The sequence below is a fragment of the Streptosporangium sp. NPDC050148 genome (genome assembly GCF_055586505.1).
Window position 1 is genome coordinate 12784 of sequence record NZ_JBVJIA010000037.1, and the last position, 13357, is coordinate 26140.

12 protein-coding genes are annotated in these 13357 nt (G+C 74.5%); 6 read left to right on the plus strand and 6 right to left on the minus strand.

The features are described 5' to 3' along the window. Positions 1–178: 178 nt before the first annotated feature. From ACZ6RT_RS31160 to ACZ6RT_RS31175, 4 genes are all read left to right on the plus strand, one after another. Positions 179–1402: a leucine-rich repeat domain-containing protein gene (locus tag ACZ6RT_RS31160; RefSeq protein ID WP_470157456.1), complete on the plus strand. Its 1224-nt coding sequence runs from the start codon at positions 179–181 to the stop codon at positions 1400–1402. A gap of 126 nt (positions 1403–1528) precedes the next feature. Beyond that, complete coding sequence (locus tag ACZ6RT_RS31165; protein ID WP_470157457.1) at positions 1529–2374, plus strand: Rossmann-fold NAD(P)-binding domain-containing protein; 846 nt, start codon at positions 1529–1531, stop codon at positions 2372–2374. 111 nt (positions 2375–2485) lie between these two features. Beyond that, the gene (locus tag ACZ6RT_RS31170; protein ID WP_470157458.1) at positions 2486–3307 is read left to right on the plus strand and encodes a phosphotransferase; all 822 of its coding nucleotides are present in this window, start codon (positions 2486–2488) and stop codon (positions 3305–3307) included. Between the two features lie 272 nt (positions 3308–3579). Continuing rightward, complete coding sequence (locus tag ACZ6RT_RS31175) at positions 3580–4599, plus strand: ketopantoate reductase family protein (protein ID WP_470157459.1); 1020 nt, start codon at positions 3580–3582, stop codon at positions 4597–4599. 126 nt (positions 4600–4725) lie between these two features. On the opposite strand, the gene ACZ6RT_RS31180 is transcribed toward ACZ6RT_RS31175, so the two are convergent. The 3 genes from ACZ6RT_RS31180 to ACZ6RT_RS31190 form a co-directional block, all read right to left on the minus strand. Further along, the gene (locus ACZ6RT_RS31180) at positions 4726–5817 is read right to left on the minus strand and encodes a winged helix DNA-binding domain-containing protein (RefSeq protein ID WP_470157460.1); all 1092 of its coding nucleotides are present in this window, start codon (positions 5815–5817) and stop codon (positions 4726–4728) included. A 171-nt stretch (positions 5818–5988) separates the two neighbouring features. After that, positions 5989–6720, minus strand: coding sequence for a GNAT family N-acetyltransferase (locus ACZ6RT_RS31185; protein ID WP_399195760.1), 732 nt, complete (start codon positions 6718–6720; stop codon positions 5989–5991). A 201-nt stretch (positions 6721–6921) separates the two neighbouring features. Next, positions 6922–7467, minus strand: a complete 546-nt coding sequence (locus tag ACZ6RT_RS31190) for an MOSC domain-containing protein (protein WP_470157461.1) — start codon at positions 7465–7467, stop codon at positions 6922–6924. A 110-nt stretch (positions 7468–7577) separates the two neighbouring features. On the opposite strand from ACZ6RT_RS31190, the gene ACZ6RT_RS31195 reads away from it, so the two are divergent. Both ACZ6RT_RS31195 and ACZ6RT_RS31200 read left to right on the plus strand, forming a co-directional pair. Further along, positions 7578–8552, plus strand: coding sequence for a tyrosine-type recombinase/integrase (locus ACZ6RT_RS31195; RefSeq protein ID WP_470157462.1), 975 nt, complete (start codon positions 7578–7580; stop codon positions 8550–8552). 168 nt (positions 8553–8720) lie between these two features. Further along, positions 8721–9428 (plus strand): hypothetical protein, encoded by a 708-nt coding sequence (locus tag ACZ6RT_RS31200; RefSeq protein WP_470157463.1) that lies wholly within the window; start codon positions 8721–8723, stop codon positions 9426–9428. Positions 9429–9468: 40 nt separating this feature from the next. On the opposite strand, the gene ACZ6RT_RS31205 is transcribed toward ACZ6RT_RS31200, so the two are convergent. The 3 genes from ACZ6RT_RS31205 to ACZ6RT_RS31215 form a co-directional block, all read right to left on the minus strand. Then, a complete protein-coding gene (locus ACZ6RT_RS31205; protein ID WP_470157464.1) occupies positions 9469–10614 on the minus strand; it encodes an ABC transporter permease in 1146 nt (381 codons plus the stop codon). Further along, positions 10604–11626: an ABC transporter permease gene (locus tag ACZ6RT_RS31210; protein WP_470157465.1), complete on the minus strand. Its 1023-nt coding sequence runs from the start codon at positions 11624–11626 to the stop codon at positions 10604–10606. The genes ACZ6RT_RS31205 and ACZ6RT_RS31210 overlap by 11 nt, the downstream gene beginning before the upstream one ends. Before the next feature lie 162 nt (positions 11627–11788). Then, the gene (locus ACZ6RT_RS31215) at positions 11789–13294 is read right to left on the minus strand and encodes a sugar ABC transporter ATP-binding protein (protein ID WP_470157466.1); all 1506 of its coding nucleotides are present in this window, start codon (positions 13292–13294) and stop codon (positions 11789–11791) included. Positions 13295–13357: the final 63 nt, after the last annotated feature.

Genomic DNA, 13357 nt, shown 5'->3' on the forward strand with positions numbered 1-13357 from the left:
GCCCGAGGGGCCGCGCCGGAGTGCTCCGGAACCCCGGGCACGGTACCCGAGGCGCCCGTGAAGATCCACTTCGCCCTCCGTCGCGGAACGGTCGCCTCCCGTACCTCCCGACACGCCCGCCGTCCGGGGCGTCGGCCGATCGGTCCTGTGGATTCGCCGCGATGAGTACGGTATGTGAATGGATCTGACGGAAGAGCATTTCTTCGGGGCGTCGGAGCGTCTCGGTGACGCGCTGGCGGTGCTCCAGAAACAGGCCGGGGCGGGCGCGGAGGCGCTCGGCTACTTCGGCGACATCGCGCGGGAACTGCACTCCATCGGATCCTGGTTACGGCGCCCGGCCCAGGCCCGGGAGTGGCCGCAGCACATCATGCCCCCCGTCTACGGCCTGCTGTTCGCCCAGGCGTGGGAGCTGGCGTTCCCCGACCTGACGCCCCCGGCCTTCCCCGACGGCGCGGAGCGGACCGAGGCCGGCTGGACCGTGCACCGGGCCACCGTCTGGTTCGGCGACACCCACGTCCCCGGATGGCTCGACCTCAAGGCACCGCTCATCGTGATCGGCCACCTGTCGGTGGAGGGACTGCTCGACGACGGCGACGCCTCCGAGAGCTACCTCGCGGTGGCCGGTGACGTGCGGGCCCGCGCGATCCACAGCGCCGCGGACCACCTGGTGCTGGGCACCCTCTCGGCGGAGGTCGTCTTCTGCACGGGCGGCGACGGCGTCCTGGTCACCGGCGGGGACATCATGGCGGACCTGTTCGTCCCCTCCGAGCACGCCTACGCGCACTACGGCAAGCTCCGGGCCGGGGTCGTCGGCGCCGGGGACCGGGCCGACGTGGTGGCCGAGCGGCTGGCGCCGTGGCTGCCCTCGGGCTACGTCCGCCTCGGCGTACCGGGCACCCCGGTGGACAGGTGGCGCGTCCTGCAGGAGGCGGCGGTGGGACGCTCACCGGTGCTCGCCCAGCCCCGGCCGGTGGTGTTCCCGCCCCCGGCGCTGCTGCTCTCCGCCCTGGCCGCGCCCGCCGCGGTGACCGAGCTGGACCTGTCCGGCAGCCGCCTGCACCGCGTCCCCGAGGACATCTCGGCCCTCACCGCGCTGACCCGGCTGGACCTGGAGCAGACACCGCTGACCGGCCTGGACGGCATCGGGGGCCTGCGCACCCTGGAGCACCTGTCGATCAGGAACACCCCGGTGCGGTCGCTGGCACCGTTGCAGTCGCTGAAGGACCTGCACCACCTGGACGTCTCCTACTGCGAGGACGTCCGGGACTGGACCGTTCTGCTGGACCTGCCCGCGCTGGACACGCTCGTCGCGCACGGCTGCGCCCTGCCGCCCCAGGTACGCGCGCAGCTGTTCGCCAGGCTCGGCGAGCGGATCATCGGGCAGGGACCGCTTCCGGCGTGACGGCCTGACGATGTGACGGCCGGGCCGGTGTGACTGGCGGATCGGCGTGACTGGCGGATCGGCGTGACTGGCGGATCGGCGTGACGAGCCGGGTTTTTGTCGGTGGCGACTGGTTGGGTGGCGGGCATGACTGAGCGACCCGTCCTCGTTCTGGGGGCCACCGGCTCCACCGGCCGCCGGGTGGCGGCCCTGCTGCGCGCCGCCGGGCATCCGGTGCGCGCCGCCTCCCGTGAAGGTGGAGTGCGCTTCGACTGGACCCTGCCGGAGACCTGGGGGCCCGTCCTGGACGGTGTGTCGAAGATGTACCTCATGGCGCCCAGCGGGGTGGCGGTCGACCCGGCCTTCGTCGCGCAGGCGGTGGAGCGGGGCGTCAGGCGCATCGTGCTGCTGTCCGCCACGGCGATCGAGGCGACGGGCGACGAGCGCCTGATGGCCGCCGAGCGGACGGTGCGCGCCTGCGGCACGGCCTGGACCATCCTGCGGCCGACCTGGTTCGCCCAGAACTTCGACGAGGGCCTCTTCCGGCAGGACGTCATGGCCGGTGAGCTCGCGCTCCCGGTGGGTGACCTGCGTCAGGCGTTCGTCGACGCGGACGACGTCGCCGCGGTCGCGGTGAAGGCCCTGACCGTGACCGGCCACGCCGGGCGGAGGTACGAGCTGACCGGTCCCGCCGCCCTGTCGTTCGCCGAGGCGACGGCGATCGTCGGCCGGGCCGCCGGGCACCCGGTGCGCTTCCTGGGAACGCCGGAGGCGTACCTGGACGCGCAGGAGGCGATCGGCCGTTCCCCTGTCGAGGTGAAGGGCGAGATCGAGGCGTACGCCGCGCTGCGGAGCCTGGGCGACGCCGAGCCCGGCGACGTCGTGCGCCGGGTGACCGGGCGCGCCCCGAAGAGCTTCCAGGCGTACGCCGCCGAGGCCGCCGCCCGGGGTGCCTGGCGCGACCGGGCGACGGCCGGGTCGCGCGGGGCCTGAAATCGGTCGGCGGTCCTTCGCGGCGAGGACCGGCGCCCCGCCACGGGGAGGCCGTCCCCCGTGGCGGGGAAACCTGTCGCCCGTCCGGCCCGCCGGGGGGATCATGTACGCGTGAGCGATCCCGCCCTCCCCGTCATCCCCGAGATCCCGACCGGCCCCGTGACCGTCCCCGCCGCCGTCCTCGCGCTCGCCGGCGACGACACCGTCACCCCGGTGTGGCGCAACGAGCTCGGCGGGCTGACGTTCCGCCTCGACGACGGGCACGGCCGCACCAGGTACGCCAAATGGGTCGCCACCGGCACCCCGGAGATCGACCTCGCCGCCGAGGCCGATCGCCTGACCTGGGCGCGGCGCTGGGTGACCGTCCCGCCCGTCATCGAGCACGGCCGGGACGCGGACGGCACGTGGCTGGTCACCGAAGCGGTCCCCGGCCGCCCGGCGGTGGACCCGCGGTGGCTCGCCGCCCCGGCGGCCGCGGCCGCGGCGATCGGCCGGGGGCTGCGCCTGCTCCACGACACGCTGCCCGCGCAGGGGTGCCCGTACGACTGGAGCGTCGAGCGGCGGCTCGCACGCGCCGACCGGCGCATCGCCGGCGGCGAGGGCGCGACCGGCCTGTCGCCCGAGCACCGGCACCTCGGCCCGGCCGAGGCACGGGAGCGCCTCGGCCGGCCGCCCGCGATCGACGGCCCGGTCGTCTGCCACGGTGACGCCTGCGTCCCCAACACGCTGCTGCACGACGACGGCACGTTCGCCGCGCACGTCGACCTCGGTTCGCTCGGGGTGGCCGACCGGTGGGCCGACCTCGCGGTCGCGGCATGGAGCACGGAGTGGAACTACGGCCCCGGGTACGACGGCGTCGTGTACGACGCGTACGGGATCGCCCCGGACCCGGAGCGCATCGCCTACTACCGCCTGCTGTGGGACATGAGCTGACGTTTCGCGGATCTCTTCCGGCACGTCCATGACGAGGCCGGGAACGGAGGTCTTCCGGCACGTCCACGACAGGACTGAGAGCGGAGGTCTTCCGGCATGTCCACGACGGGGCCGGGAACGGCACGGGTGAGGCCGCCCGGCCCACGGGACACCGGCCTCGGACGCCCGCGCCGAACGACCGGCGTGACGGCCCGGGGACGACACCCGAGGACGCGGACGTCCCCCGGGGGGCCCGGTTGGATCCGCGGCACCGGCTGTGCGAGGGTCGGCCGATGCGATACATCATCATCGGAGCGGGGGCCGTCGGCGGTGCGATCGGCGGGCGGCTCTTCGCCGCCGGGCACGAGGTCGTGCTGGTGGCACGCGGTGCCCACCACGCGGCCCTGCGCGACGGCGGGCTGCGGCTCACGGTCCCCGACGGCTCCCTCACACTGCCGATCCCGGCCGTCGACCGGCCGGAGGCCCTCGAACTGCGTCCCGGTGACGTCCTCGTCATGGCGGTGAAGACCCAGGACACCACCGGCGTGCTGGAGAGCTGGGCCGGTCGGCCGGTGGCCGGTGGCGGCACCGCCTGCGAGGAGCTCCCGCTGGTCTGCGCGCAGAACGCGGTGGAGAACGAGCGGCTGGCCCTGCGGCGGTTCCGGCACGTGTACGGGATGTGCGTCTGGCTGCCGGCCACGCACCTGGAGCCGGGAAAGGTCGCGGCCTTCGGGTCGCCGCTGACCGGGATCCTGCACGTCGGCCGCTACCCCTCGGGCACCGACCGGACCGCGGAGCGGATCTCGGCGGACCTGGAGACGTCGGCGTTCCTCGCGCCGGTCGTCCCTGACGTCATGCGCTGGAAGTACGCCAAGCTCCTGGCCAACCTGGCCAACTCCCTGGAGGCGGTCTGCGGCCCGGTCGACGGGGACGACCTGCTCGGCCTGTACCGGCGCACGGTGGCGGAGGGCAGGGCGGTGCTCGACGCGGCCGGGATCGCCTACACCGGCGAGGAGGAGGAGAAGCGCGTGCGGGGCGACAGGATCCGGCTGCTCGAGGTCGAGGGCGCCGAACGAGGCGGCGGATCGTCGTGGCAGAGCCTGGCCCGGGGCACGGGGTCGATCGAGGCCGACCACCTCAACGGGGAGATCACCCTGCTGGCGCGGCTGCACGGGACGGCGGCACCGGTCAACGAGACCCTCCAGCGGGTGGCGAACGCGTTCGCCCGCGAACGCCGGGCGCCGGGGAGCATGCCCGTCCCCGAGCTGCTGGACCTCATCGACCGGCGGGACCGGGACCCGGACCGGAGCTGAGACCGGGATCGGGGCCCGCGCCGGAGGCGGGACGGGACCGGCCGGACTCCGTCCCTTACCGGCCCTCGTGCACCGGCACGGGAAAGAGAAGAGCGACGACCCCGTTCTCGCGGCCCCGAGGACCGGTCAGGCGTCGTGCAGGCGCACCTCGCGGGAGGGCGACGCCGGGGCGAGGACGTCGAGCAGGCGTACCCCCTCCGCCTCCAGGTCCGCCCGTTCCCGCTCGCTCACCGGGGCGAACAGCTCCACCTCCAGCGTCGCCTCCCGCCGCCCGCGCGTCACCTTCCAGACGCCCCGCACGAAACCGTCGACGAGCACCGTCGCCTTGACGATGCCGTTGATCGTGAAGATCCGCCCCCGGTACTCCTCGTCGCAGATGCGGGTCCTGGTCCGCCGGTCGAACGAGATCAGCATGTTGTCGAACTCCGACAGGTAGCGGACCGGGACCGGGGTGTCCGGGTCGGGACGCTCCGCCTCGGGCAGGTCGAACAGCTTCGCGCCGTCCTCGGCCGCGAAGACCCGCAGGTCCATCTCGCGGACGACCTCTCCCAGCCGGGTCAGGCCCGACCACTGCTGGAGGTCCATCACCGTGGCGGGTCCGTAGGCGGCGAGGTAGCGGCGGATGGCCTCCTCGGCGCCGGGCCGCTCCGCCAGGGGCCGGCCCAGCCATGCCTCGGCGGTGGTGTGGGCGGCCTGCCCGCCCACCCCCCAGATCCCCCGGGGCGGGACCTGGACCAGCGCCAGCGTGTTGCGCACCACGGCGACCAGATCCGCGGCGGGAACCTGCGGCCACCGCTCCCGCAGCAGCTCCCCCAGCTCGCGGAAGGTCAGTGGGCGCTCCTCCACCAGCTTCCGACCGGTCGCGGTCACCTCGTCCAGGTCCACCCCGGCCGGGACCCTGCCGCGCAGGGCCCGCTCCAGCACCGGCCGCATCAGCGGCCGCAGGACCAGGCAGTCGTCGGCGCTGACCAGGTGGATGGTGGAGCGCATCAGCACCAGCCGCACCACCAGGCGATCGTTGATCAGCCGGGCGAGGTCGTCGGGGACGAACCCCGCCAGCCTGCTCCACAGCCCGATGTAGGGAGGGTCGGGGGCCTGTGCCTGCATGCCGTACAGGTGCTCCACCGCCTCCAGCGCGGACAGCTCGGCGCGGGCCGACAGCAGCTGTCTCTCCAGCGTGGCCCTGTTCAGCGCGCGCCGGCCGAGTACCTCGGGCATGCCTCTCCTTTCATCGCGTGTCCTCGCATGTCCTCTGACGCCGTCGTGTGACGCCGTCGTGCCGTCTGCCGCGCCGCGTCCCGGTCGCGCTCGTGGCCGCGCACCCGCGCCCCGCACGGGCAGGTCGGCGGGCAGGGCGGGCGCAGGGTACGGGGATCGCGGAGGCGGGCCTCAGAGGGTCGGTGGCACCCACACGTACGGCGTCATCGTGGTGATCGCCTCCAGGCCCAGCCTGGACAGGATCGGGCCGCTGGCACCGGAGGCGTCCACCCGCACGAAGCGGAAACCCCGCGCGACCGCCAGGCCCGCCCGGTACGACACCATCGCCCGGTAGACGCCCCGGCCCCGCCACTCCTTGAGGGTCGAGCCGCCCCACAGCGAGACGAAGTCCGTGCCCTCGTGGAACCGCACCCACGCCGCGCACACCACCCGCCCGTCCGCCTCGGCGACCACCACCGTGCAGGGGTCCCCGGGACCGGCGATCTCGCGCTCCAGCATGCCGGGCAACCAGCCGTGGTCGGCGTTCCAGACCGTCTCCTCCAGCTCGCGGATGCGCTCCAGGTCCTCGCGCCCGGTCGCCTCCCGCAGCCGTACCCCGGCGGGCGGAGGGTGGGCGCCGGCCGGCTCGGCGGCCTGCCCGACGAACAGCGTCTCGCGCTCCAGCGGCTCGAACCCCGCGGCTTCGAGCCGTTCGGGCAGGTCGGCAGGCAGGTCGTAGGCGTGGTACTGCCACTCCACCTCCCGGCCCACCCGGGTGAAGAAGTCCCGCTGGCGGGCGATGACCCCGTCCAGCTCGGCACCGTCGAGCCCGCCCAGGTCGCGGTAGGACAGCAGACCCTGGCCGTGGCCGGTCGACACGGTCCGCAGCAGCGGCCCGAATCGCTCGGCGGTGCGACCCGGCATCGGCCGTCCACGGAGCTGGTCGTGATATGCCCGTAGGTAGGCGGAGGCCCGCGATGAGTTGTCCATTACGGACAGCCAACCACAGACTCACCGCCTCCGACATGGCGTTCCGCCGTCCCCGGCCACCCGGCCCGCCTCGGTCCACGCCCGGCCCGTCCGAGGTCCGGGGGCGCACGAGAACGGAGCCCGGCGGGAACGGCGTCAGACCCCCTTCAACCGGCGGTGCGGGGGAGGCGGCGGCTCCACCTCGATCCGGTCACCGGGACGCACCTCGCCCCCCGATGTCACCACGCCCATCACCCCGGCCCAGCCGACCCGGGCACCCTCGGCGGTCCGCGCCGTCATCCGCTTGAGCAGGCCCGTCCGGAAACGCTCGATCTGCCTGCACGGGGTGCGCAGGCCGGTCACCTCCACCACGGCCTCCTCCCCCAGCCTCAGCAGCGTCCCGGCCGGCAGCTCCAGCAGGTCGACGCCCCGGGTGGTGATGTTCTCCCCCAGCTCTCCGGCACCCACGGAGAACCCCTCCCGCCGCAGCTCGTCGTGGAACTCGGCGGGGATCAGGTGGACCTGGCGGAGGTTGGGCCGGGTGGGGTCCTGCACCACGCGGAAGCGGTGCTTCACCGTGACCCCCAGGTGCGCGTCCCCCTCCACGCCCAGCCCCGCCAGCAGCCGGATCGCGGGCTCGACGGCCTTGCCGAAGGTGTGGGTGGCGCTGCGGCTGACCGCCGTCACTTCTCCGTTCGTCATGATGCGATCCTGCCCGGCCGCCCCGCCTCGGAGAACCCCTCGGTGACCCGTCCTTTCACATGCCACCCCCTTTACGATGTAGATTCACCGGGCGCGGTAGGGTCGGCCCGGTGAGCGTGCCAGCCGTCCCCGCCTCGCCGAGCCCCGTCCTCGAACCCGCCCGTGACCCCTACCGGGCGTACCTGGACTCGCTGACCAGCGCGGAGTCCCGCCGCACCATGCGCGGCTGCCTCGACAGGCTCGCGGCCCTCGTCTCCGGCGGAGAGGTCTCCTCCGGCGCGGGACGGCCCTGGCACCTGCTGCGCTACGAGCACACCGTGCGCCTGCGCGCCCTGATGACCGAGCGCGGCTGGTCCCCCTCGTACGTCAACAAGCACCTGGTCGCGCTGCGCAGGGTGCTGCGCGAGGCCTGGCGGCTGGGCCTGATGACCGCCGAGGAGTACCAGCGCGCGGCCGACCTGCCGACCGTCGAGCACACCCGGCTGCCCACCGGCCAGCATGTCCCGCCGGAGGTGGTGGGAGCCGCGCTCGCCGCGTGCGACCGGGACGACTCCCCGGCCGGGGCCCGGGACGCGGCCCTGCTGGCGGCGTTGTACTCCACCGGCTGCCGTCGCGCCGAGATCGCCGGGCTCGCGCTGGGCGACTACGACCCGGGGTCGCGGTCGCTGCGGGTACGCGGCAAGCGCGACAAGGAGCGGCTGGTCTACCTCACCACCGAGGCCGTGGCCAGGATGGAACGCTGGCTGGCCGTACGGGGCCGTCCCGCGGGCGCCCTGTTCTGCCCGATCAGCAGGCTCGGCCGGCTGCGGACCCGGGACGGCGGTCCCGCGCCGATGACCGGGCAGGCCGTGGCCGACATCCTGGCCAGGCGCCTGGCCCAGGCGGGGGCCGCGGCCCGTACCCCGCACGACTTCCGGCGGACCTTCATCGGCGAGCTGCTCGACGCCGGGGTGGACCTGGCGACCGCGCAGGCCCTCGTCGGCCACTCCTCCCCCGCGACCACGGCCCGTTACGACCGGCGCCCCGAACGCCGCCGCCGCGAGGCGGTCGACAGGATCACCCTGCCCGCTCCCAAGCCGCTCTGAGCGCCGCCGCACGCCCGTGTCCCGGCCCGGATCGGTCCCGTCCCGCCTCCGGGAACGACCCCGGGCCGGTTCCGGATCGGCCCCGGATCTCACCATGGTCCGCCGGGTACGCCGTAACTGTCGGTGGCGACCTTTACCATGAGCCATCTCGAGGAGGGATAGCCGCTCATGGTGGACGCGCTCAGGGTTTCGCTGCTGGTCACTACCGATCTGCCGCCCGACACCGACCTGACGGAGTTCGGGGAGTTGCTGGTCGATTCGGTGCGCACGCTGCAGCGGGGCGAGGTGACCTACCCCGCGCTGCTGCGCGGCGGGGTGTTCTGGCTGGATCGGCCGCTGCCGCCCTCCGACGACGACGGGCTCGCCGTCGTGGCGACCGAGGAGCTGCGGTTCGCGGCGCTGCTGGGTCACCTGTCGGCCGCCCACCCTCCGGGCTCGGCCAGGGAGACGGTGGCCGACGCGGGCCGGGCCATCACCGCCGCCGTCACCGCCCGGTACGGCGACCTGGGCAGCCCGCCCGCCGTGATGGCGATCCGCAGCGAGGACGTGCGCGAGCGCACCCCGGAGTCGGCCGTCCGCGTCGGCCCCGGCACCTCCGCCGCCCCCGCCCTCGTCTCACAGGAGCAGCCCGTCCCGGACACGTGGCCCGGTTCGCCCGCGCCGCCCGTCCCGCACGCGCAGCCCGTACCACAGGCGCAGCCCCTTTCGCAGGTGACGACGGAGGCCGCGGCGCGGACGGCGGCGTCGACGTCGACGTCCATGTCGACGGAGGGCCGGGGGGCGCAGCCCGCGGTGTCCCCGGTCCCGGCCCCGGCCCCGTCCGCGGCTCCCCGGGAGGAGACGCCGGGCGCGAGGGCCCTGAGCGGCCGCTCCTGAGCCTGCACCCGGGCGTCAGGCCGCCGAGGCCCTCGGGCCCTCACAAGGGGGCGGGTGGTGCGGGCGCCCGCCTGCGCCGGGCGAACACCGCCAGGAGACGAGGGGTGATCACCGAGACGATCAGCAGCAGGCCGGTGACGATCGACTGGATCTCGGTCGCCACGTCGTTCAGCATGAGCAGGTTACGGAGGAGGCCGATGAGCAGCACCCCGGCGATCACCCCGCCGAGGGTCCCCCTGCCCCCGTCGAAGTCGACGCCCCCGAGCAGTACCGCGGCGATCACCGCCAGCTCCAGCCCGGCCCCGTTGTCGGCCCGGGCGCTGCCGTACCGCAGGGTGAAGATCACCCCGGCGAAGGTGGCGACGGTGCCCGAGACCACGAACAGGATCAGCTTGATCCGCTTGACCCGGATCCCGGCGAACCGCGCGGCCTCCTCCTGGGCGCCGATCGCGAACAGCGAGCGGCCGAAACCCGTCGCGTGCAGCACCACGCCGGTCACGGCGGCCAGCAGGACGAACAGCGCCATCGGGTACGGGATCGGCGTGCCGGGCACGTCGCCCACCACGAGTTCCGTGTAGCCCCGCGGGAACTCGGCGACGGCGCGGTCCCCCAGCACCACGTACGCCAGGCCCCGGTAGAGCGCCAGCGTGCCGATGGTGACGGCCAGCGAGGGCAGCCCGAGCCGCGTCACCAGCAGGCCGTTGACCAGCCCGCAGGCCGCCCCGACGACGACCACCAGCGGAATGATCGTCTCGATCGCCCAGCCGGCGTCCCAGAGGGCTCCCAGCAGGGCGCTGGACAGGCCCAGCACCGAGGCCACCGAGAGGTCCACCTCCGCGGCCACCACCAGCATGGTCATGGCGAGCGCGATCAGCGCGATCTCCCCCAGGTCGCCCAGCGCGAACGACAGGTTGCCCGCGCTCGCGAAACCGGGCGACCCGGCCGAGCCCGCCAGGAGGACGAGCACCAGCAACAGCCCGACGAACACGTCCCAGCGCAGCAGGCGCCCGGACGGGCCGCGGTCCGCCCGCGCGGTGGAGAGCCGGCCGGCGCCGTCCCGGGAGTCCCCTGGACCGTCGGGGCCGTCGGGGCCGTCGGGGCCGTCAGGACCGTCAGGACCGTCAGGGCCGTCGGGGCCGTCGGGGCCGTCGGGACCGGAGCGTGCGGTGCTCACCTCAGGAGCCATGCCGGGCGTTCCTCCTCCGCAGAACCCGCGCGACGCGCAGCGCGAGCAGCCGGTCGACGCTGATCGCCAGGAGCAGCAGCGCCCCGGTGATCGCCTGCTGCCAGAACGGGTTGACCTTGAGCACGACCAGCGCGCCGGTGATGGTGGTGAGCAGCAGCGCGCCGAGCGCCGCGCCGTACACGGTGCCGGCCCCGCCGGTGATCGCCACCCCGCCGACCACGACGGCGCCGACCACCTGAAGCTCCCAGCCGCCCGCGGCGTCGGCGACCACCGTGCCGAACCGCGACAGCCAGAGCACCCCGGCCAGTCCCGCCAGCGCGCCGCTGAACAGGTAGGCCCCCATCACCCGTCGCCGCACCGGCACGCCCGCCAGGCTCGCGGCCTCGGGGCTGGAGCCGATGGCGTAGAGGTCACGTCCCGAGGCGTAGGAGCGCAGGTGGTGGCCGACGGCCAGCATCACCGCGACGGCGATCACCGGCAGGTACGGGACCCCGAGCACCGAGCCGTTGCCCAGCGAGAGCAGCGAGCGCGGCAGGTCGACGGCGTTGATCTGCCGCCCGTGGGCGACGTAGTGGCAGACGCCCTGGATCACGTACAGCGTGCCCAGGGTCACCACCAGGGCCGGTACGCGGCCGAAGCTGACCAGCAGGCCGTTGACCAGGCCGCAGAGCGCGCCGATCGCCACGCCCGCGACCACCGCGAAGGTGACGCCCCCGCCGTGACCGGCGGAGAGCAGGGCACCGACGGTGAAGGCCACCAGGCCGACGACCGAGCCGACCGACAGGTCGATGTTGCGGGTGATGACGACGACGGACTGGCCGACGGCGAGCAGCACCAGGATCGAGGCGTTGAGGAAGATGTCCGTCAGGCCCTGCCCGGACAGGAAGCCGGCGTTGGTGCTCGCGGTCACCGCCACCAGGACGGCCAGCGCCGCCACGATGCTCAGCTCCCGGGCCCGGAGCACCAGGTCGACCAGGCCGCGGGCGCTCCGCTGCGCGGTGACGGCGCTCATCCGTCCTCCCCCGCCGGTGGCGCGTCCCGGTCGGCGCGGTTCGCGAGGTCCTTCCCCGCGGGCCCGCCGTCGTCCGCGGCGTTCTCCCCGGCCGGCCGCGCCTGCGGCCCGTCGCGGTTCACGAGGTCGTCCCCGTCGGCCGTACGTCCCCGCCGCGGTCGTTCACGAGGCCCTCCCGGTCGCCGCCGACATGACGTTCTCCTCCGTGGCCCGCTCCCGCGGGATCTCGGCGACGAGCCGTCCCTCCTGCATGACCAGGACCCGGTCGGCCATGCCGAGCACCTCGGGCAGGTCGGAGGAGATCATCAGGACGGCGAGCCCCTCGGAGGCGAGCCGGGACAGCAGGCGGTGCACCTCGGCCTTGGTGCCCACGTCGATGCCCCGGGTGGGCTCGTCGACGATGAGAACCTCGGGGTCGGTGGCGAGCCACTTGCCCAGCACGACCTTCTGCTGGTTGCCGCCGGAGAGCACGTCGACCGCGTCCGACAGCCGGCCGAACCCGAGGTGGAGCCTGATCGCCCAGTCGCGGGCCCGGTCGCGCTCGGCGGCGCGGGAGACCAGCGGGCCCCGGCGTAGGCGCTTCAGGCCGGTGATCCCGATGTTGCGCTCGATGGAGTGGCCCATCACCAGGCCCTGCCGGCGCCGGTCCTCGGGGACCAGGGCCAGACCGGCGGACATCGCGGCGGTCGGGGACGCGGCGGGCAGCCTCCTGCCGTTCACCTCGACGGTCCCGGCGTCCCGGCGGTCCACCCCGAAGATCGCGCGGGCGACCTCGCTCCGGCCCGCCCCGATCAGCCCGGCCAGGGCGACGATCTCGCCCCGCCGCACCTCGAAGGAGACGTCGGTGAACACGCCCTCACGGGTGAGCCTGTCGACCCTCAGCGCCACCTCGCCGACCCGGGCCTCCTGCTTGGGATAGAGGGTGCCGAGGTTACGGCCGACCATCCGGCGGACCAGCTCGTCGTGGGTCAGCCCGGCGACCGGCTCACTCGCGATCCAGGTGCCGTCGCGCAGCGTGGTGACCCGCCCGCAGAGCTCGAAGATCTCGTCCAGCCGGTGTGAGATGAACAGCACCGCGCATCCCTGCTCGCGCAGCGCCTCGACCACGCCGAACAGCCGGGCCACCTCGTTGCCGGACAGCGCCGCGGTCGGCTCGTCCATGACGAGCACCCGCGCGTCCCGCGACAGGGCCTTGGCGATCTCCACGAGCTGCTGGTCGGCGATGGACAGGCCGCGGGCCGGCTGCTCGGGGCCCAGGGCCACGCCGAGCCGGGCGAACAGCTCCGCGGACCGGGCGCGCATGGCCGCCCGGTCGATCCGGCCGAACCTGCCCCTGGGGTGGCGGCCGATGAAGATGTTCTCGGCGACCGACAGGTCCGGGAACATCGTGGGCTCCTGGTAGATCACCGCCACGCCCGCCCGCTGGGCGTCGGCCGGGCCGGAGAACTCCACCGGCTCGCCGTCCAGCAGGACCTGCCCGCCGTCCGGGCGGTGCACCCCCGCCAGGATCTTGACCAGCGTCGACTTCCCGGCACCGTTCTCCCCGGCCAGCGCGTGCACCTCACCGGCGCACAGGTCGAGCGAGACCTCGTGCAGCGCCCGTACGGCGCCGAACGCCTTGCTCACCCCGGCCAGCGCCAGCACCGGGGGAACCGCCGGGGAGGACATGGCAGGTGGTCCGGGGGACGGCTCCGCGGAAGGCGGTCCGGGGGCGGCCTCCCCCTCGCCCGG

Excerpts from the sequence above, each read along its gene's own strand:
- ACZ6RT_RS31210 (WP_470157465.1), bottom strand. The coding sequence starts at position 11,626 with ATGAGCGCCGTCACCGCGCAGCGGAGCGCCCGCGGCCTGGTCGACCTG.
- ACZ6RT_RS31165 (WP_470157457.1), top strand. The coding sequence starts at position 1,529 with ATGACTGAGCGACCCGTCCTCGTTCTGGGGGCCACCGGCTCCACCGGC.
- ACZ6RT_RS31175 (WP_470157459.1), top strand. The coding sequence starts at position 3,580 with ATGCGATACATCATCATCGGAGCGGGGGCCGTCGGCGGTGCGATCGGC.
- ACZ6RT_RS31180 (WP_470157460.1), bottom strand. The coding sequence starts at position 5,817 with ATGCCCGAGGTACTCGGCCGGCGCGCGCTGAACAGGGCCACGCTGGAG.
- ACZ6RT_RS31215 (WP_470157466.1), bottom strand. The coding sequence starts at position 13,294 with ATGTCCTCCCCGGCGGTTCCCCCGGTGCTGGCGCTGGCCGGGGTGAGC.
- ACZ6RT_RS31190 (WP_470157461.1), bottom strand. The coding sequence starts at position 7,467 with ATGACGAACGGAGAAGTGACGGCGGTCAGCCGCAGCGCCACCCACACC.
- ACZ6RT_RS31185 (WP_399195760.1), bottom strand. The coding sequence starts at position 6,720 with ATGCCGGGTCGCACCGCCGAGCGATTCGGGCCGCTGCTGCGGACCGTG.
- ACZ6RT_RS31200 (WP_470157463.1), top strand. The coding sequence starts at position 8,721 with ATGGTGGACGCGCTCAGGGTTTCGCTGCTGGTCACTACCGATCTGCCG.
- ACZ6RT_RS31205 (WP_470157464.1), bottom strand. The coding sequence starts at position 10,614 with ATGGCTCCTGAGGTGAGCACCGCACGCTCCGGTCCCGACGGCCCCGAC.
- ACZ6RT_RS31160 (WP_470157456.1), top strand. The coding sequence starts at position 179 with ATGGATCTGACGGAAGAGCATTTCTTCGGGGCGTCGGAGCGTCTCGGT.